The organism is Methylobacterium sp. WSM2598, from assembly GCF_000379105.1.
Classification (GTDB): Bacteria; Pseudomonadota; Alphaproteobacteria; order Rhizobiales; family Beijerinckiaceae; genus Methylobacterium.
In genome coordinates this window covers 5,137,817-5,154,893 of sequence record NZ_KB900609.1, presented here as the reverse complement: position 1 = coordinate 5,154,893, position 17,077 = coordinate 5,137,817, and the positions used below count along the sequence as shown (strand labels likewise).

Sequence of the window (17,077 nt, the reverse complement as noted above, 5' to 3'; positions counted from 1 at the left end):
CGCGACCGGATGGCGGCGAAGCGGTCGGCGCGACGGGTCGGCGCTGGGGGAGCCATCGGATCTCTGATCGGTCCTCCCACGAGGAGTGATTTCCGCCGCCGAGTCCGGCTTGGCAAGGTCCGGCTTGGCAAGGTCCGGCGCGGCAAGGCCCGGTCCGGCAAGGTCCGGTCCGGCAAGGTCCGGCTTGGCAAGGTCCGGCTTGGCAAGGTCCGGCTTGGCAAGGAGCACGCACATGGCCCGTTTCAGCATCCTGATGATCGCCACCTCGGCCGCGACGATGGGCGATCCGGCGAAGCCGACCGGCGTCTGGTTCGAGGAACTGGCGACGCCCTATTGCGCGTTCGTGGACGCGGGCGCGGCGGTGACGCTGGCGTCGATCGCCGGCGGACCGGTCCCGATCGATCCGCGCTCGGTCAAGCCGAAGGGCGAGAACGAGGCCGCCGTCGAGCGCTTCCTCGGCGATGCGGCGGCCTCGAAGGCGCTCGCCGAGACGCCTGCCATCGCGGCGATCGACGCCGAGGCCGACGACGCGGTGTTCCTGCCCGGCGGCCACGGCACCATGGTCGACCTGCCGGAGAGCGCGGCCCTGGCCGCGCTGCTCGGCAAGGCGTGGGCGCAGGGCAAGGTGGTCGCCGCCGTCTGCCACGGGCCGGCGGGGCTGGTGAACGCCAAGGCCGAGACCGGCGCGCCGCTGGTGCAGGGCCGCCGCGTGACCGGCTTCTCCGACAGCGAGGAGCGCGCCGTGGGCCTCGACGCGGCCGTCCCGTTCCTCCTCGAAACGCGGCTGCGCGAGCTCGGCGGGGTCTACGGGCGCGCGGCCGATTTCCACCCCTTCGCGGTGGCGGACGGCCGGCTCGTGACGGGCCAGAACCCGGCCTCCTCGGCGCTCACCGCCAGGCTGGTCCTCGACGCGCTCGCCGCGCGCTGACCCGCGACGCCCCCGGCGGGACGAGGGAGTCGCCCTCCTCCCGGCCCCGGGGCCCGCCTCCCCGCATCCTCCCGGGCCGGCTCCGCAGCGGCCTTTTTCGTTTGTGCCGCCCGGCGCGACCCGCTAGGGCGGGCCTCCGTCGCGGTGCCGTCCGGCCCGCCGGTCCTGCCGCGAGCGCCGAGCATGTCCGACCCGGTCTTCTTCCCCTTCGCCGGCCCGATCTCCCTGGGCGAGGTCGCGTCGCTGGCCGGGGCCGCCCTGCCGGCCGGCCTCGACGGCACCCTCGCGGTCGCGGGCGCCGCTCCCCTGGAGAGCGCAGGGCCGGACGACCTCGCCTACATGGACAATGCCAAGTACGCGGAGGCGCTCGGCCGCACCCGGGCGCGGGCCTGCCTGGTCTCGCCGCGCTTCGCCGCCCGGGTGCCGGAGGGCACGGCCGCGCTGGTGACGCCCCAGCCCTACCGGGGCTTCGCCCAGGTGCTGGCGCGGCTCTTCCCGAGCGCCGCGCGGCCGGGCTCGCTGTTCGGCGCCACCGGCGTCTCGCCGGGCTCCTTCGTGCATCCGGAGGCGCGGCTCGAACCCGGCGTGGTCGTCGATCCCGGGGTGGTGATCGGCCCCGGGGCGGAGATCGGCAGCGGGACCGTGCTGGCGGCCGGGGCGGTGGTCGGGCCGGGCACCCGGATCGGGCGCGGCTGCGCCATCGGGCCGGGCGCCTCGCTGCTCCACGCGCTGGTCGGCAACCGGGTCATCGTCCACGGCGGCGCCCGCATCGGCCAGGACGGGTTCGGCTTCGCCATGGGGGCGGGCGGGCACCTCAAGGTGCCGCAGGTCGGCCGGGTCATCATCCAGGACGACGTCGAGATCGGTGCCAACACCACGATCGACCGCGGCGCCAGCCGCGACACGATCGTCGGCGAGGGCACCAAGATCGACAACCTCGTGCAGATCGCCCACAACGTGGTGATCGGCCGCCACTGCGTGATCGTGGCCCAGGTCGGCATCTCGGGCTCGACCACCCTCGAGGATTACGTGGTGCTGGGCGGCCAGGTCGGCGTCGTCGGGCACCTGCGGATCGGCATGGGCGCGCAGATCGCCGGCTCCAGCAACATCAACAAGGACGTGCCGCCGGGCGCCCGCTGGGGCGGGACCCCGGCCAAGCCGGTGCGCGAGTGGTTCCGCGAGATGACGACGCTCAAGCGGCTCGCCGCGCGCGAGCGCGGGCCGGAGGACACGGACGGCTAGTTCCGCCCCCATACGGCCGCAAAGTCCTTGCATCGGCGGTCGCTTCCTCGCCATTGACGAGGCCCGTCCTCGGCCCGCCGGCCGATCCCGACCATCCTTGAGGCCGCGCATGGAGCCCGACGCGAAGTCCCCGACACCCGGCACGACCGAGACGCCCCGCGAACTGGCAACGGCCGACATCCTGCGGGTGATGGAGCTCCTGCCCCACCGCTACCCGTTCCTGCTCGTCGACAGGATCGTCGAGATCGACGGCGACGCCAGCTGCATCGGCATCAAGAACGTCACCATCAACGAGCCGCAATTCACCGGCCACTTTCCCAAGGTCCCGGTCTTCCCCGGCGTGCTGCTGGTCGAGGGCATGGCCCAGACGGCGGGCGCCATCTGCTGCGCCCACACGCTCACCCGGGACACGCGGCCGAGCCGGGTCTACCTGATGACGATCGACAAGGTGAAGTTCCGCAAGCCCGTCGTGCCCGGCGACACCGTCGAGTACCACATGAGGAAGCTGACGAACCGCCGCACCATGTGGTGGTTCCGGGGCGAGGCGAAGGTCGCCGGCACGCTGGTGGCGGAGGCCGAGATCGGCGCCATGCTGGTGACCGAATGAGCGCCGGCGGCTCCCCGGGCGAGGCGCGCATCCACCCGAGCGCCGTGGTCGAGGACGGCGCGGTGCTCGGCGAGGGCGTGCGCGTCGGTCCCTTCTGCCATGTCGGGCCGGAGGTGCGGCTCGGCGACGGGGTCGAGCTCGTGAGCCACGCGGTGGTGGCGGGCCGCACCAGCGTCGGCGCCCGCACGCGGGTCTTCCCCTTCGCGTCGATCGGCCACCCGCCGCAGGACCTGAAGTACCGCGGCGAGCCCTCGAGCCTCACGATCGGGGCCGATTGCCTGATCCGCGAGGGCGTGACGATGAATCCCGGCACGGCCGGCGGCGGCCTGGAGACGGTCGTCGGCGACCGCTGCGCCTTCCTGGCCAACAGCCATGTCGGGCACGATTGCCGGATCGGCGACAACGTCGTGTTCTCGAACAACGTGATGCTCGCCGGCCACTGCACGGTGGGGGATTTCGCCATCCTGGGCGGCGGGGCGGCGGTGATCCAGTTCGCGCGGGTCGGCCCGCACGCCTTCGTGGGCGGCCTCTCGGGGCTGGAGAACGACCTCATCCCCTACGGGATGGCGCTGGGCAACCGGGCCTACCTCTCGGGCCTCAACATCATCGGCCTGCAGCGCCGGGGCTTCTCGCGGGAGGACATCCACGCGCTGCGGCGCGCCTACCGGCTGCTCTTCGCGCAGGAGGGCACGCTGATGGAGCGCGTCGAGGATGTGGCGGCGGAGTTCGAGACGCACCCGATCGTGCAGGAGATCCTCGCCTTCCTGCGCGAGGGCGGCAAGCGCTCGGTCTGCATGCCGCGCGACACGCCGGGACCGGCCTGAGGCGCGCCATGGCGGGCGGCACCGTGGCGATCGTGGCGGGCGCGGGACGGCTCCCGCTCCTCGTCGCCTCGGCCCTCGACGCGGCGGGGCGCCCCTTCCGGATCCTGGCGATCCGCGGCTTCGCCGACCCGGCGACCCGGCGCCGCGCCCACGCCACCGTCGACCTCCTCGACGTGCGCGGCGCGCTGGCGCGCCTCGACGCGTGGCGGCCCTCGGGCGTGACCCTGGCGGGCGCGGTGTCCCGACCGAGCCCGGCGGCCCTCCTCAACACGCTCGCGGCCCTGCGCAACCGGGACGAGCTGCGCTCCCTGGCGCAGGGGGGCGACGACCACCTGCTGCGCGGCGTGCTGGCGCTGCTGGAGGAGCACGGGCACCGCATCCTCGGCGTGCACGAACTCGCCCCCGGGTTGATGGCCCCGCCCGGCCCGCTCGGGGCGCGCCGGCCGGACGCCGCCGCCGAGACCTCGGTCGCGACCGGCCGGGCGCTGCTCGCGAGCCTCGCCGCCCACGATGTCGGGCAGGCGGCCGCGGTGGCGGGCCGGCGCGTGCTGGCGGTCGAGGGGCCGGAGGGCACCGACCGGATGCTCGCCCGCGTCCGCGGCCTCGCGCGGCGCCCCCTCGGCCTCGGGCGCCCTCCCGCGGGCCTCGTCCTGGTCAAGCTCGCCAAGAGCGGGCAGGACCTGCGGGTCGACTTGCCGGCGGTGGGCCCGCGCACGGTGCGGGCGGCGGCGGCGGCCGGCTGCGCCGGGATCGCGGTCGGCGCCGGCGACACGCTGATCCTCGACCGCGGCGAGACCGCCGCCCTCGCCGACGCGCTCGGCCTGTTCCTGATCGGCCTGGAGGCGGCGTGACGCGATCCCTGCGAATCTGGCTCGTCGCGGGCGAGGAATCCGGCGACCAGCTCGGCGCCAAGCTGATCCGGGCGCTGCGCGCGGCCGCGCCCGGGCCGCTCGCCCTCGCGGGGGTCGGGGGCGACGCCATGGCGGCGGAGGGCATGCCCTCCCTCTTCCCCCTGGAGGACGTCGCGGTGATCGGCTACCTCGCCGTGGCGGCGCGGATCCGGCTGCTGATGCGGCGCATCCGCGAGACGGTGCGGGCCTGCGTGGCGGCGCGGCCCGACGTGCTCGTCATCATCGACAGCCCGGGCTTCACCCACGCGGTGGCGAGCCGGGTGCGGCGCCGGCTGCCGGACCTCGCCGTCGTCGATTACGTGAGCCCGAGCGTCTGGGCGTGGCGGCCCTGGCGGGCCAGGACCATGCGCGCCTACGTCGATCACGTGCTGGCGCTGCTGCCCTTCGAGCCGGAGGCGCATCGCCGCCTCGGCGGCCCGGCCTGCACCTATGTGGGCCACCCGCTGATCGAGCGCCTCGCGGAGCTGCGCCCGGACGAGGCCGAGGCGGCCGCGCGCGGGGCCGAGGAGCCGGTCCTCGCCGTGCTGCCGGGGTCGCGCAGCTCCGAGATCGAGCGGCTGATGCCGGTCTTCGGGGCGACCCTGGGGCGGCTGCGGGCGCAGGGGGCGCGCTTCCGGGTCGAATTGCCGGCGGTGGCGCGCCACCGCGCCCTGATCGAGGCGCGGGCCGCCGCCTGGCCGGTGACGCCGCGCCTCGTGGCGGGCGAGGCCGACAAGCACGCCACCTTCCGCCGGGCGCGGGCGGCCCTGGCGGCCTCGGGCACGGTCACCCTCGAACTGGCGCTCGCGGGCGTGCCGATGGTGGTGGCCTACCGGGTTCCGAAGATCGAGGAGGTGATCGTCCGCCGCCTGATCCAGGTGCCGACGATCGTGCTGCCGAACCTGATCCTCGGCGAGAACGCCATCCCCGAGTTGATCCAGGGCGATTGCCGGGCGGAGCGCCTCGCGGAGGCGCTGGGGCCGCTGCTCGCGGGCGGGCCGGCCCGGGAGGCGCAGGACCGGGCCCTGCGCCGCCTCGACGCCGCCATGCGGCTGCCGGACGGGGACGACCCGAGCCGCTCGGCCGCCCGGATCGTGCTGGCGGCGGCGCGCGGGCCGGCGTGAGGGTCCCGCGCCCCGCCGGGCGGGTCGCGGCCCGCCCGGCAGGAGTGCGCCGCGCTCAGCCGCGCTGCGAGATCGACACGTATTCGCGCTTGGGCGGCCCGACATAGAGCTGGCGCGGGCGGCCGATCTTCTGCGAGGGATCCTCGATCATCTCGGCCCATTGCGCGATCCAGCCCACCGTGCGGGCCAGGGCGAACAGCACCGTGAACATCGAGGTCGGGAAGCCCATCGCCTTCAGGGTGATGCCCGAGTAGAAGTCGATGTTCGGATACAGCTTCTTCTCGATGAAGTACTCGTCCTTGAGCGCGATCTGCTCCAGCTCGACCGCCACGTCGAGCAGCGGGTCGTCCTTGATGCCGAGCTCGGCCAGCACCTCGTGGGTGGTCTTGGCCATGATGCGGGCGCGCGGGTCGTAGTTCTTGTAGACCCGGTGACCGAAACCCATCAGGCGGAACGGGTCGTTCTTGTCCTTGGCCTTGGCGATGTATTCCGGGATGCGCTCGGGCCGGCCGATCTCCTCCAGCATCTTGAGCGCCGCCTCGTTGGCGCCGCCATGGGCCGGACCCCACAGGCAGGCGATGCCGGCCGCGATGCAGGCGAAGGGGTTGGCGCCCGAGGAGCCGGCCAGCCGCACCGTCGAGGTCGAGGCGTTCTGCTCGTGATCCGCGTGCAGGATGAAGATGCGGTCGAGGGCGCGCGCCATCACCGGGTTGGCGTGGTACTCCTCGCACGGCACCGCGAAGCACATCCGCAGGAAGTTCGACGTGTAATCGAGCTCGTTCTTCGGATACACGAAGGGCTGGCCGATGGAGTACTTGTAGGCCATGGCCGCCAGGGTCGGCATCTTGGCGATCATGCGCATGGAGGCGATCATGCGCTGCTTCTCGTCCGAGATGTCGGTCGAGTCGTGGTAGAAGGCCGAGAGGGCGCCGACGCAGGCCACCATGATGGCCATCGGGTGCGCGTCGCGGCGGAAGCCCTGGAAGAAGCGGTTCATCTGGTCATGCACCATGGTGTGGCGCGTGACCCGGTAGTCGAAATCGGCCTTCTGGGCCGCGGTCGGCAACTCGCCGAACAGCAGGAGATAGCAGGTCTCCAGGAAGTCGCCGTGCTCGGCGAGCTGCTCGATCGGGTAGCCGCGATAGAGGAGGATGCCCTCGTCGCCGTCGATGTAGGTGATCTTCGACTCGCACGAGGCCGTGGAGGTGAAGCCCGGGTCGTAGGTGAACATCCCGGTCTGGCCGTAGAGCTTGCCGATGTCGAGGACGCTCGGTCCGATCGTGCCGTCCTTCTGCGGCAGCTCCACCTGGCGGCCGTTCACCGTGAGGGTGCTGTGGGGGAAGCTCATGGGGTTTTGGACCCTTTCATCAACGGAATGAGCGTCGGGGCACGGGCCGCGGGACCGGCGCGGTTCGCGGGCGCGGGCGAGGCGGCGGGAACTTTGCTGCAGGTGCTCACTCGCCGACCGGGTTAGCGGATCGACGCAGCGTCTTCAACTGGACCGCCCGAACCGAGTGACAAAATTCACGCGCTGTTCATAAACTCCGCGAGCCCGGGCCGGGCGCCGTTGCCTGGGTCGGGACCGCGCCCGATTCGGGGCGCGGCGCACTGGCATGCCAAAACCGGCAGGCCAAGCAGGAAAAACCGGCAGGCCAAGCAGGAATCAGGCCGCGCGGGCCTGGTCCCGCAGGCGGCCGAGGCTCTCCTCCCGGCCGAGCACCGCCATCACGTCGAAGAGGCCCGGCGAGGTCGCGCGGCCGGTCAGGGCGGCCCGCAGGGGCTGGGCGACGTGGCCGAGCTTCACCGCGGCGGCCTCGGCGAAGTCGCGCACCGCCTGCTCGGTCGAGGCGGCGCTCCAGTCGGGCAGGGCCTCCAGCCGCGGCAGCACGCCCGCGAGCCGCTCGCGCCCGCCATTGCCGAGGAGCCCCTCGGCGCGCTCGTCGAGGGCGAGCGGGCGCGGGGCGTAGAGGTAGTAGGCGCTGTCGAGGAGTTCGATCAGCGTCTTGGCCCGCTCCTTGAGGCCCGGCATCGCGGCGAGGAAGCGCGCGCGCAGGGCGTCGTCGAACCGGGCGGGGAGGCCGCGGGCCGGCCCCTGGCTCGGCAGGATCGCCTCGATCGCCGCCACCAGATCGGCGTCCGACGTCGCCCGGATGTACTGGCCGTTCAGGTTCTCCAGCTTGGCGAAGTCGAAGCGGGCGGGCGAGCGCCCGATCTGCTTGAGGTCGAAGGCCGCCACCATCTCCTCGGTGGAGAACACCTCCTGGTCGCCGTGGCTCCAGCCGAGCCGCACGAGGTAGTTGCGCAGGGCCGCGGGCAGGTAGCCGAGGCCCCGGTAGGCGTCGACGCCGAGCGCCCCGTGGCGCTTGGACAGCTTCGCCCCGTCCGGCCCGTGGATCAGCGGGATGTGCGACATGCTCGGCACGGTCCAGCCGAGGGCGTGGTAGATCTGCGTCTGCCGCGCCGCGTTGGTGAGGTGGTCGTCGCCGCGGATCACGTGGGTGACGCCCATGTCGTGGTCGTCGACCACGACGGCCAGCATGTAGGTCGGCGTGCCGTCCGAGCGCAGCAGCACGAGGTCGTCGAGGTCCTTGTTCTGCCAGACGACGCGGCCCTGGACCTCGTCCTCGACCACGGTCTCGCCCTCGACGGGGGCGCGCAGGCGGATCACCGGCCTGACGCCGGGCGGGGCCTCGGAGGGGTCGCGGTCGCGCCAGCGGCCGTCGTAGCGCAGGGGGCGGCCCTCGCGGCGCGCCGCCTCGCGCATCTCGGTGAGTTCCTCGGGGCTCGCGTAGCAGCGATAGGCCCGCCCCGCCGCGAGCAGGCCCTCGGCCACCTCCCGGTGCCGGGCCGCGCGGGCGAACTGGTAGATCACGTCCCCGTCCCAGTCGAGGCCGAGCCAGGACAGGCCGTCGAGGATGGCCTCGATGGCGGCCTCGGTGGAGCGCTCGCGGTCCGTGTCCTCGATGCGCAGGAGCATCCGGCCGCCGTGCTTGCGGGCGTAGAGCCAGTTGAACAGCGCCGTGCGGCCTCCGCCGATGTGGAGGAAGCCCGTGGGCGACGGGGCGAAGCGCGTGACGACGGAGGACATCAGCAACGGGAACCGGTCAGCAGGAGGTGGGGACGGAGACCGGTGGGCGAAGATAGGTCCGGTCGACCCGTCGGCGACCCGTCCTGTAGCATGCGCGCGACCGGCCGTTAAGAAATCCACGGGGCGCGGCGATGGCGCGCGGAGAGGCGGGGACCGGGCTCGCGGTGCGGAGCGCCGCCGCGCTCGCGGCGGTCGCCCGCCCCGGCGATCTCGCGCGGGGCATCGGGACATGGACGGCGCGCCGCCTCGCCGAGGAGGCGGCGCAGCGCCGCCTGTTTCCCTGGCTCGCCGTCGCCTTCGGGGCGGGCATCCTCCTGGTCTTCGCGGGGGCGGACGGGCCGCCCGCCCCGGCGGCGCCGCTCGTCGTGGCCGGCCTGAGCGCGGCCGCGGCGATCGGCCTGCGCGCCCGGCCGGCCTCGCGCGCGGGCGCCCTCGGGCTCTGCGCCTTCCTGTGCGGCTTTTCGGCGGCGGCCTACCGGATCGGGGACGTGGCGGCCCCGGTCCTCGCCCGGACCTTGGTCGCGCCGCTCGCGGGCTTCGTCGAGGGGCTCGACGAGCGCGAGGAGGGCGCGCGGCTCGTGGTGCGGGTGGTGCGCCTCGGCGACCTTCCCGCCGGGGAGCGGCCGGAGCGGGTGCGCGTGTCCTACCGCAAGGCCGCGCCGCTGCGGCCGGGCGACTTCATCGAGGCGAAGGCGCGGCTGCTGCCGCCCCCGGAGCCGGCGCGGCCGGGCGGCTACGACTTCGCCCGCGACGCCTATTTCCGCGGCATCGGCGCGGTGGGCTCGCTCCTCGGCGCGATCGCGGTGCGGGAGCCGCCCGCCCCGCCTCCCCTCTCGCTGCGCGTCGCCGCCGCGATCGACGACGCCCGCAACGCCCTGACCCGGCGCATCACCGACGCCAATGGCGGCCAGGCCGGGGCGGTCGCCGCGGCCCTCGTCACCGGCAAGCGCGGGCTCATCGACGGGCCCACCAACGACAGCCTGCGGGCGGCCGGGATCTACCACGTCGTGTCGATCTCCGGGCTCCACATGGTGCTGGCGGCGGGGGTGGTGTTCTGGCTCGCCCGGGCGCTCCTCGCCCTCGTCCCGGGCCTCGCCCTGTTCTGGCCGATCAAGAAGATCGCGGCCGGCCTCGGCATGGCCGGGGTGACCGGCTACTGCGTCTTCTCCGGCTGGGACATCGCGGCCGAGCGCTCCCTGATCATGACGCTGATCATGCTGGGGGCGATCCTGGTCGACCGGCCGGCCCTGTCCCTGCGCAACCTCGCCCTCGCGGCCCTGATCGCCCTCGCCCGCGAGCCCGAGGGGCTGCTCGGCCCGAGCTTCCAGATGTCCTTCGCGGCGGTGGCGGGCCTCGTCGCCTGCGCGCGGCTCCTCGACGGGCGGCTCTTCGCGGCGCCGGGGGCCGGGCCGCTCGGGCGCGCCCTCGCCTGGGTCGCCGGCACCCTGGTCGGCACGCTCGCGACGACGCTGGTGGCCCAGGTCGCGACCGCCCCCTTCGCCACCTACCACTTCCAGAACATCCAGCCCTTCGGGGTGGTCGGCAACGCCCTCACCCTGCCCCTGGTCTCGGTGGTGGTGATGCCGGCCGCCGTCCTCGGCATGCTCGCCTATCCCTTCGCCCTCGACCGGCCGGTCTGGTGGACCATGGGCCTCGCGGTGCGGGGCATGCTCGACATCTCGGCCTGGATCGCGGGCTTCGACCACGCGGTGGTGATCGTGCCGGCCTTCGGGGCGGGGGCGCTCGGGCTCCTCACCGCCGCGCTCCTGCTCCTGACCCTGCCGAGCCCGCGGCTGCGCGTCCTCGGCGTGCTGCCGGCCCTCGTCGGCGTCGCGCTCGCCGCCAGGGCCGAGCGGCCCGACCTCTACGTCGATCGCGAGGGGGCGGGCGCGGCGCTGCGGGGGGCGGACGGGCGCCTCGCCAGCCTCGGCCGGCCGCCGGCCTTCGGCCTGGAACAATGGCTGCGCGCGGACGGCGATGCCCGCCCGCGCGGCGACCCGAGCCTCGCCCGGGCCGAGCGCTGCGACGCGGTGGGCTGCGTCGCCACCGCCCGCAACGGCTGGCGGGTCGCCCTGGTCAGGGACAAGCGCGCCTTCGAGGCGGATTGCGCCCGGGCCGACATCGTCATCGCGCGGGCGACGGCGCCGCCGGGCTGCGCGGCGCGGCTCGTCCTCGACCGGGCCTTCCTGGCCGCCCACGGCGCCACGACGGTGCGCTTCGCCCCCGAGGGACCGGTCGTGACGACGGCCCGCCGCCCCGGCGGGCAGCCGGCCTGGCGCCCGCCCGCCCCGCCGCTCCCCGCGCCGGCCCCCGCCCCGGAGGCCGAGGAGGCCGAGCGGGAGCCGTGAGCCGGCGCCGCGCGAGGAGCCGGGCAGCTTGCCCTCGCGGATTAAACTGCTTAGCTTCATTCGCAGCCCCCGCCCGGCACCTCCGGTGCGTGCTCGCGAGCGCGGGCTCACGGCCCGCCGGTGCGGGCTCACGGCCGTCCCTGCGGGGGCGATCGCGCGGCCCGCAGGGCCGCCGACATCGGGCGCCCCGCCGCGGCACCCCGCGTCTTCGCGCCTGGACCGGGCGCGGAAGGCGCTTTTCCACCGCCCGTCGGACGCGGCCGCCCTCGGCGCCGGTGCGACCGGACCTCCGCGGGCCCCCGGCCCGCTCCCTGCGCGAGAGGACACGCGATGATCGATCACGAGCGCCGCCTGCTCATGAAGGCCGCCCGCACCGAGGAGGGCCGCATCTCGGTGAAGCGCGACCCCGACCGCTCCTGGCCGGGCGACCACAGCCGGCTCTGCGCCCTGGAGAACGAGGGTCACCTGCACTTCCTGGGCGAGCAGGCCGGTCCGCATATCGGCGGCACCTTCGCGGTCTGGCAGATCACCGAGCGCGGGCGCGCCACGCTGCGGCGCAAGGAGGCCGCGCCGCGGGGGCGCGACGCGGTGCCGTTTGGGGTCGAGGCCCGGCAGGGTTAACATGCCTCGCGCCGTCAGCTCGGGCGGCAGGTGGCCGGCCTGTGAGGAGCGATGGAATTCGTCTGCGACGCCGAGGGGGGCAAGACCTGGTTCCGCATCGAGACCGAGGCGGAGGCGATCCGCGAATCGGCCCTGATGGGTCACGCCGTCGAGAAGCACTTCCGGCAGGCGGAGGCCCGCGCCCGGGCCTCCTACGTGCCGCCGCCCGGTCCCTTCATCGAGCGGGAGATCGGCCTCAAGGCGCACCTCGCCCGCACGATGCCGCGCTTCTACACCCTGCGCGACCCGGAGGGCGGCGGGCTCGCCACCGCCATGGTGCCGCAGCGCGAGGATGCCTGCCCGATCATCGTCGGGCAGGGCAACCGCGACCCCTACGTGGCGCACGCGGCGGCGATCCGGACGCTCGCCGCCCATCTCGGGCGCGACCTCGACCGGACGCGGTGCTACCCCTACGGGCGGGGGTAGCGGCGCGGCGGCGCTCACACCCGTGCGGTCCCATCGTCCCTCCGTGGCGGCAGCGCCAAGCCAGGCAGGCCGAGCACCGATCGATTGATCCGCTGTCGTATCACGACCTCTCAGGGCAGCGCCCCGATGAGGCGCTTGGCGTCCGTGACGATGGTCTCGCAGGCGCGCCGGTTGCCCTCGCGATCCTCGGCCAGGGCCTCCTGGATCAGCAGCCGGGCCGCCGCGACGGCTCCCGGGTCGGCGTCAGCTGCGGGTCGCTCGGCGTCCCCTGGAGGAGTCGCGGCAGGGCCTTCGATCCCGTGGTCAGGCTGTGGCCGGGTTCGAGGCCCGCCACGCGCAAGGCGCCCGGGCTGTCGAGCCGGCGCTGCAGGGCGGCGACCTGATCGGCGCAGGGAGAGGCGAGAGCGTGCCCTCCGGCGAGCCCCGAGAGAGCACAGCAGAGGGCGAGGAAGGCAGCACGCATCGGGATCGTCCATCCTGAGCATCATTCGCCGAAGCGGTCACCGCTTCGGCGGCGACGATGATGCGAAGACGGAAGTCTAAGCAGAAGCGCCGCACGCCGTTCTGCCGAGTCGGGCGGGTCCGCGACCGCGCCGGACGCCACCCGTGTGCGCCGCAGCAGGGGGCGGGGCCTTGATGCCGATCAAGGCCGTCCCGCGCGGCGGCCGCGGGACCTCAGCCCGCCCGGGCCCTGCGCAGCCGCACGATGGCGCGGTCGAGGGCGCCCAGGAACGCCGAGCGGTCCTTGGCGGAGAAGGGCCGCGGGCCGCCCGAGACGAGGCCCGCCTCGCGCAGATCCTGCATCAGGTTGCGGGTCGCCAGGGCCATCCCGATCGAGGATTCCGTGAACGCCTTCCCGGTGGGGGCGAGCACCGTCGCGCCGGAGCGCACGCAGCGGTCGGCGAGCGGCACGTCGGCCGTGACCACGACGGCGCGCGGGCCCGCCCGCTCGGCGATCCAGTCGTCCGCCGCGTCGAGGCGTCCGGGCACCACGACGCGCTCGATCCAGGGCTCGCGGGGAACGTTGATGAAGCTGTTGGCGACCACGAAGACGCGCAGCCCGTGGCGGGCCGCGACGCGGTAGACCTCGTCCTTCACCGGACAGGCATCCGCGTCCACGAAGACCGCGATCTCATCCGACTCACTCACGCCGATCTCCCGCGCTGCGGGCGGCGGGAGCGGGTCCGGCGCGGCCGCCCGGCCACCGACCGTCCAGGTGGTTGCCCGGCGCGGCGGCGGCAAGGCGCGGCGGCGGCAAGGCGCGGGGGCGGCAAGGCGCGGGGGCGGCCCGTCAGCATGGATCGGCGGCGAGGCGGATCGCGACCGCCTCCCGGTGCCGCAGGGCGAAGCGGACCAGCCCGGACCGGTCGCCGGCCCGGACCCGCTCGCGGATCAACGCCACCTCGTTCGAGACGGTCTTCGCGCTGACCAGCAGCGCCTCCGCCGCCTGCCGCTGGGAGCGGCCCTCGGCCATGAGCCGCAGGATCCGCAGCTGGCGCCCCGTCAGCCCGTCGAGCGGGTCCGCGGACCGGGCGGGCGCGGCCAGGGCGAGGGCCAGGTCGGCCGTCAGGTAGCCCTTGCCGGCGCGGACCCGGCGGTAGGCGCGGGCGAACTCGGCGAGCCCCGCGGCCTTGCTCACGTAGCCGAGGGCGCCCGCGCGCAGGGCCAGTGGGGCGAGGCCGGGCGCATCGCACCGGCTGAAGACCAGCACGCGCGGGGCCGGATCGCGCTCGCGCAGCAGGCGCCGGATCAGGGCGAGCCCGCCGAGCGGCGCCCCCGGGAAGGCCAGGTCGGTGACGACGAGGGACGGCCGATGCACCCGGGCCAGGCGCTCGCCCTCCTCCGGGCTGCCGGCCGTCAGGACGGTGGCCCCCATGGGTTCCAGCAGCCCGCGCAGCGCGTCGCGGACGATCGGGTGACCGTCGACGAGCAGCACCCCGTCCATCGCCGCGCGTCCCGGCGCTCCTCACCAGGTCACGCGCATGCCGCCGTAGACCGAGAGCGGCTGCAGCAGGGTCGTGCTGCGCGGGTCGGTCAGCGCATAGCGGTTCGCGAAGGCCGCGCTCGGCTCGATGAACGTCCCGAAATTCGCCACCCGCGTGTTGGTTAGGTTCGTCACCAGACCGAACAGCTGCACCTCCCGCGACACTTGATAGCTCGTCGTCAGGTTCACCAGCGCGTAGGGCGCCAGCTTCCGGTTCAGGTTCGACTCGTCGCCCCGGAAAAACGACGACGAGAACGCCGCCACGTTCATCCCGAGCCGCCACTCCGGCGTCACCGCGACCTCGAACCCCGCCTTGATCTGGTGCTCGGGCACCAGCGGAACCTTGTTGCCCGGACGCACCCGGATCAGCCCGTCCCCGCTCGCCAGGGGGTTGTTAGGCGACGACAACTCGCCCTGGAACTGGAAGGTCGCGTCGATCAGCGCGTAGTTGGCATAGAGGCTCACCCGCTCCGCCGCGTACTCCGCCGCCACCTCCACACCCTGGCGCCGGGTCGCCGGCACGTTCACGTAGTAGCCCCGGGCCGCGTTGCCCGGCACCGCTACCTGCAGGATGTCGTGGGTCAGGTCGGTGCGGAACAGGCCGAGCTTGTAGCTCAGCAGCCCGCCCTCGTAGAAGTCCGGCACCGCGCCGCGCAGGCCCGCCTCGTAGGTCTGGGCCTCGACCTGCTTGAGCGGCGGGTCGGCGACCAGCGAGTTGGGCAGCAGGCAGGGCCGGTTCGGGTTGGCGCAGGCGAGTTCGAGCGGGGTCGGGGCGCGGTTGGACTCGGAGTAGCCGCCGTAGAGGCTGAGCCAGGGCGCGACCCTGTAGGTCAGGCCGGCGACCGGGTTGACGCGGGTGTAGTAGTGGGTGCCGGTGACGTCGGGCGAGAAGCCGGTCAGGTCCCGGGTCGCGATGCGGGCGAAGTTCAGGCGGGCGCCGGCGGTGAGCGAGAGTTGCTCGGTGAGGTCGAAAGTGTCGAGGGCGTAGAGGCCCATGGAGAGGTTGGAGCCGATCACGCTGCTGGGAGCGATGCCGAGGGCGGCGGCGGTGCGCAGGGGCCCGGTACCGAGGCCCGGGACGAGCCCGTAGGTGGGGTTGAGCGGGTTGGTGGTGACGCTCAGATCCGGGTTGATGAGGCCGAGCAGGCTGGCGGACTTGAAGCTGTAATCGGCGACGTCGATGCTGCCGCCGAGGATGAAGGTGTTGCCGTGATCGAGGAGGCGGTCGCGGTTGGTGGCCTGGAGCGAGCCGCCCCAGCCGGTCGCCTCGGTCTTGACCGTGTCGAGGGTGCCGTACGGGATGCCCGCCCGGAACGGGATCGGCGCGTTGCCCGCGCCGAGCAGCAGGAACTGGTTGCGGAACTGGGCCTGGGTCTGGCCGGGCGCGGCGGTGAACCCGTCATCCTCGAAGCAGAGGAAGCCGCGGAAGTTGGAGCGGGTGCTGCAATTCTCGAAGTTGCCGTCGTTGCCGTCCACGTAGCGCTGGCTGAAGCGGCGCAGGTAGGCGTTGCCCGCCAGGTCCCAGCCCGGCGTCAGGCTGACCCGCCCGGTGACCTGGATCTGCCCGACCTCGGTGTCGGTGGTCTGCGGGTTGGTGAAGATTGCCCGCTCGTCCGCGCGGCTCAGGTCGACCGGGGTCGCCGGCGGCGGCGCCGAAGAAGGTCTTGGCGCCCGAGGCGATGAGGTGGAACTCGGAATCGAGGCTGCGGTGGCCGAGATCGGCGTAGACCCGGCCGATCTCGGAGGGCGACTTGTAGCGCCAGCCGTCGTCCTTGAGCCCCTCGCCCGCGAAGTAGACGCTCCACGGCCCGACCACCTCGCCGTACTGCAGGGTGCCCAGGATGCGCCCGTCCGAGCCGCCCGCCACCGAGACCTCGCGGCCCTGCCAGGTGAAGCCGTTCTTCATCTCGACGTTGACCGCCCCGCCCAGCGCGTTGAGGCCGAAGATCGGGTTGCCGGTGACGATGTCGATGCGGTTGATGGCGACGGAGGGGATCAGGTCCCAGTTGACGACGTCGCCGAAGGCCTCGTTGATGCGGGTGCCGTTCTGGTAGACGGCGAGGCCCTGGGGAGCGCCCTGGACCGGCGAGGCGTCGAAGCCGCGATAGGTCACGGTCTGGCGGAAACCGTTGCCCTGGCCGTCGGAGAGGCTGACGCCCGGGGTGGTGCGGGCGAGCGTGAAGGTGGGATCGAGGGTGGCGCGGTCCTGCGCGATCTGGCGGGCCGAGACGGTCTCGACCGTGAAGGGGACCTTGGCGAGCGGCAGGGCGCCGCCGGCGGCGACGGGGGCGCCGCCCTCCGCGCGGCGCAGGCCGCCCGCGCCCGCGACCGGGGTGACCGGGACCACGTCGATCTGCTCGAGGGCGATCAGGCCACTCTGGGCGGCCGCCGGTCCGACGAGGACGGGCGCGGTGCAATGCGCGAGAACCGTCGTGACCAAGAGAGCGCGGCGCAGCGCCACCATCGTGTTCCCCCGATTCATGAGAATTTCTTAGATATCGCGGAGCCGTTCCCGCCTTCTCGGCATACGAAAACCGCGTTTCAGCCGCAATCAACCGGCCATCTCGGCGCGATCACCGGGATTGGATCGTCGCGATGGGGCGCAAACTGTATCATAATCATCACATCTGGCCGAGACGAATGGGAAATTCTCCCGGGAATACTTAGGAATCAATTTTGCCGCTTGTTCCCGGCCGGGGCGCGTCGCCGCGCCGCGCGGCCCGGCACCGCCATCGGCCCGTTCTTCACGCAACCGTAACCGTCCTCCGACTGCAAACGCCCCCGTATTTCATCATTTTTGCTATCCGAAAGCGTTTTGATCCGGACAGATGCCGGTCAATATCAGACATTCATCCGGATTTGATCGCCCAGATCGTCGTGCGTGAGGGTTCTTTCTTCCGAAAAGACGCGCGTGGAAATCCCGCCATCGTCACTGCAGCGACCGCCCGTCGCTCAG

14 protein-coding genes and 1 pseudogene are annotated in these 17,077 nt (G+C 73.6%); 9 read left to right on the top strand and 6 right to left on the bottom strand.

Features of this window, described 5'->3' with window-relative positions; genetic code table 11:
- The first annotated feature begins 232 nt into the window (after nucleotides 1-232).
- The 6 genes from MET2598_RS0124325 (at nucleotide 233) to lpxB (ending at nucleotide 5,615) form a co-directional block, all read left to right on the top strand.
- Entirely contained in the window at nucleotides 233-928 is a 696-nt protein-coding gene (locus MET2598_RS0124325) for a type 1 glutamine amidotransferase domain-containing protein (protein ID WP_018262669.1), read from the top strand.
- A gap of 183 nt (nucleotides 929-1,111) precedes the next feature.
- Nucleotides 1,112-2,170, top strand: a complete 1,059-nt coding sequence (gene lpxD / locus MET2598_RS0124320) for a UDP-3-O-(3-hydroxymyristoyl)glucosamine N-acyltransferase (RefSeq protein WP_018262668.1) — start codon at nucleotides 1,112-1,114, stop codon at nucleotides 2,168-2,170.
- A gap of 109 nt (nucleotides 2,171-2,279) precedes the next feature.
- Nucleotides 2,280-2,777 carry a 3-hydroxyacyl-ACP dehydratase FabZ gene (gene fabZ / locus MET2598_RS0124315; protein ID WP_018262667.1) on the top strand — a complete coding sequence of 166 codons (498 nt, stop codon included), beginning with the start codon at nucleotides 2,280-2,282 and terminating at the stop codon, nucleotides 2,775-2,777.
- Entirely contained in the window at nucleotides 2,774-3,601 is an 828-nt protein-coding gene (gene lpxA, locus MET2598_RS0124310) for an acyl-ACP--UDP-N-acetylglucosamine O-acyltransferase (protein WP_018262666.1), read from the top strand. Before fabZ ends, lpxA begins: the two co-directional genes overlap by 4 nt.
- Before the next feature lie 8 nt (nucleotides 3,602-3,609).
- Nucleotides 3,610-4,452 carry an LpxI family protein gene (locus tag MET2598_RS0124305; RefSeq protein WP_018262665.1) on the top strand — a complete coding sequence of 281 codons (843 nt, stop codon included), beginning with the start codon at nucleotides 3,610-3,612 and terminating at the stop codon, nucleotides 4,450-4,452.
- Nucleotides 4,449-5,615, top strand: a complete 1,167-nt coding sequence (lpxB, locus tag MET2598_RS0124300) for a lipid-A-disaccharide synthase (protein WP_018262664.1) — start codon at nucleotides 4,449-4,451, stop codon at nucleotides 5,613-5,615. Before MET2598_RS0124305 ends, lpxB begins: the two co-directional genes overlap by 4 nt.
- Nucleotides 5,616-5,670: 55 nt before the next feature.
- On the opposite strand, the gene gltA is transcribed toward lpxB, so the two are convergent.
- Together gltA and gltX are read right to left on the bottom strand one after the other, a co-directional pair.
- A complete protein-coding gene (gltA, locus tag MET2598_RS0124295) occupies nucleotides 5,671-6,963 on the bottom strand; it encodes a citrate synthase (RefSeq protein WP_012330624.1) in 1,293 nt (430 codons plus the stop codon).
- 315 nt (nucleotides 6,964-7,278) lie between these two features.
- Nucleotides 7,279-8,706, bottom strand: a complete 1,428-nt coding sequence (gene gltX, locus MET2598_RS0124290; RefSeq protein WP_026190925.1) for a glutamate--tRNA ligase — start codon at nucleotides 8,704-8,706, stop codon at nucleotides 7,279-7,281.
- Between the two features lie 128 nt (nucleotides 8,707-8,834).
- On the opposite strand from gltX, the gene MET2598_RS0124285 reads away from it, so the two are divergent.
- The 3 genes from MET2598_RS0124285 to MET2598_RS0124275 all read left to right on the top strand — a co-directional run bounded on the left by MET2598_RS0124285 (nucleotide 8,835) and on the right by MET2598_RS0124275 (nucleotide 12,137).
- Nucleotides 8,835-11,051, top strand: coding sequence for a ComEC/Rec2 family competence protein (locus MET2598_RS0124285; protein WP_018262662.1), 2,217 nt, complete (start codon nucleotides 8,835-8,837; stop codon nucleotides 11,049-11,051).
- Nucleotides 11,052-11,381: 330 nt separating this feature from the next.
- A complete protein-coding gene (locus tag MET2598_RS0124280; RefSeq protein ID WP_012330627.1) occupies nucleotides 11,382-11,672 on the top strand; it encodes a hypothetical protein in 291 nt (96 codons plus the stop codon).
- Between the two features lie 51 nt (nucleotides 11,673-11,723).
- The gene (locus MET2598_RS0124275; RefSeq protein WP_012330628.1) at nucleotides 11,724-12,137 is read left to right on the top strand and encodes a hypothetical protein; all 414 of its coding nucleotides are present in this window, start codon (nucleotides 11,724-11,726) and stop codon (nucleotides 12,135-12,137) included.
- A gap of 205 nt (nucleotides 12,138-12,342) precedes the next feature.
- Here the strand turns inward: MET2598_RS0124275 and MET2598_RS37275 are convergent, their stop codons facing one another.
- From MET2598_RS37275 to MET2598_RS37270, 4 genes and pseudogenes are all read right to left on the bottom strand, one after another.
- Nucleotides 12,343-12,600, bottom strand: coding sequence for a hypothetical protein (locus MET2598_RS37275; RefSeq protein ID WP_018262661.1), 258 nt, complete (start codon nucleotides 12,598-12,600; stop codon nucleotides 12,343-12,345).
- 212 nt (nucleotides 12,601-12,812) lie between these two features.
- Nucleotides 12,813-13,286, bottom strand: a complete 474-nt coding sequence (locus MET2598_RS0124265; protein WP_012330629.1) for a YaiI/YqxD family protein — start codon at nucleotides 13,284-13,286, stop codon at nucleotides 12,813-12,815.
- 142 nt (nucleotides 13,287-13,428) lie between these two features.
- On the bottom strand, nucleotides 13,429-14,082 hold the full coding sequence (locus tag MET2598_RS0124260) for a response regulator transcription factor (protein ID WP_018262660.1): 654 nt from the start codon (nucleotides 14,080-14,082) through the stop codon (nucleotides 13,429-13,431).
- Between the two features lie 21 nt (nucleotides 14,083-14,103).
- A pseudogene (locus MET2598_RS37270) lies at nucleotides 14,104-16,585 on the bottom strand (TonB-dependent receptor).
- Nucleotides 16,586-17,077 lie beyond the last annotated feature (492 nt).

Bases quoted from the DNA above. Each gene is read 5' to 3' on its own strand.
- MET2598_RS0124285 (WP_018262662.1), top strand. From the start codon at position 8,835: ATGGCGCGCGGAGAGGCGGGGACCGGGCTCGCGGTGCGGAGCGCCGCC.
- MET2598_RS0124305 (WP_018262665.1), top strand. From the start codon at position 3,610: ATGGCGGGCGGCACCGTGGCGATCGTGGCGGGCGCGGGACGGCTCCCG.
- MET2598_RS0124325 (WP_018262669.1), top strand. From the start codon at position 233: ATGGCCCGTTTCAGCATCCTGATGATCGCCACCTCGGCCGCGACGATG.
- fabZ (WP_018262667.1), top strand. From the start codon at position 2,280: ATGGAGCCCGACGCGAAGTCCCCGACACCCGGCACGACCGAGACGCCC.
- lpxD (WP_018262668.1), top strand. From the start codon at position 1,112: ATGTCCGACCCGGTCTTCTTCCCCTTCGCCGGCCCGATCTCCCTGGGC.
- lpxA (WP_018262666.1), top strand. From the start codon at position 2,774: ATGAGCGCCGGCGGCTCCCCGGGCGAGGCGCGCATCCACCCGAGCGCC.
- MET2598_RS0124275 (WP_012330628.1), top strand. From the start codon at position 11,724: ATGGAATTCGTCTGCGACGCCGAGGGGGGCAAGACCTGGTTCCGCATC.
- MET2598_RS37275 (WP_018262661.1), bottom strand. From the start codon at position 12,600: ATGCGTGCTGCCTTCCTCGCCCTCTGCTGTGCTCTCTCGGGGCTCGCC.
- MET2598_RS0124260 (WP_018262660.1), bottom strand. From the start codon at position 14,082: ATGGACGGGGTGCTGCTCGTCGACGGTCACCCGATCGTCCGCGACGCG.
- gltA (WP_012330624.1), bottom strand. From the start codon at position 6,963: ATGAGCTTCCCCCACAGCACCCTCACGGTGAACGGCCGCCAGGTGGAG.
- MET2598_RS0124280 (WP_012330627.1), top strand. From the start codon at position 11,382: ATGATCGATCACGAGCGCCGCCTGCTCATGAAGGCCGCCCGCACCGAG.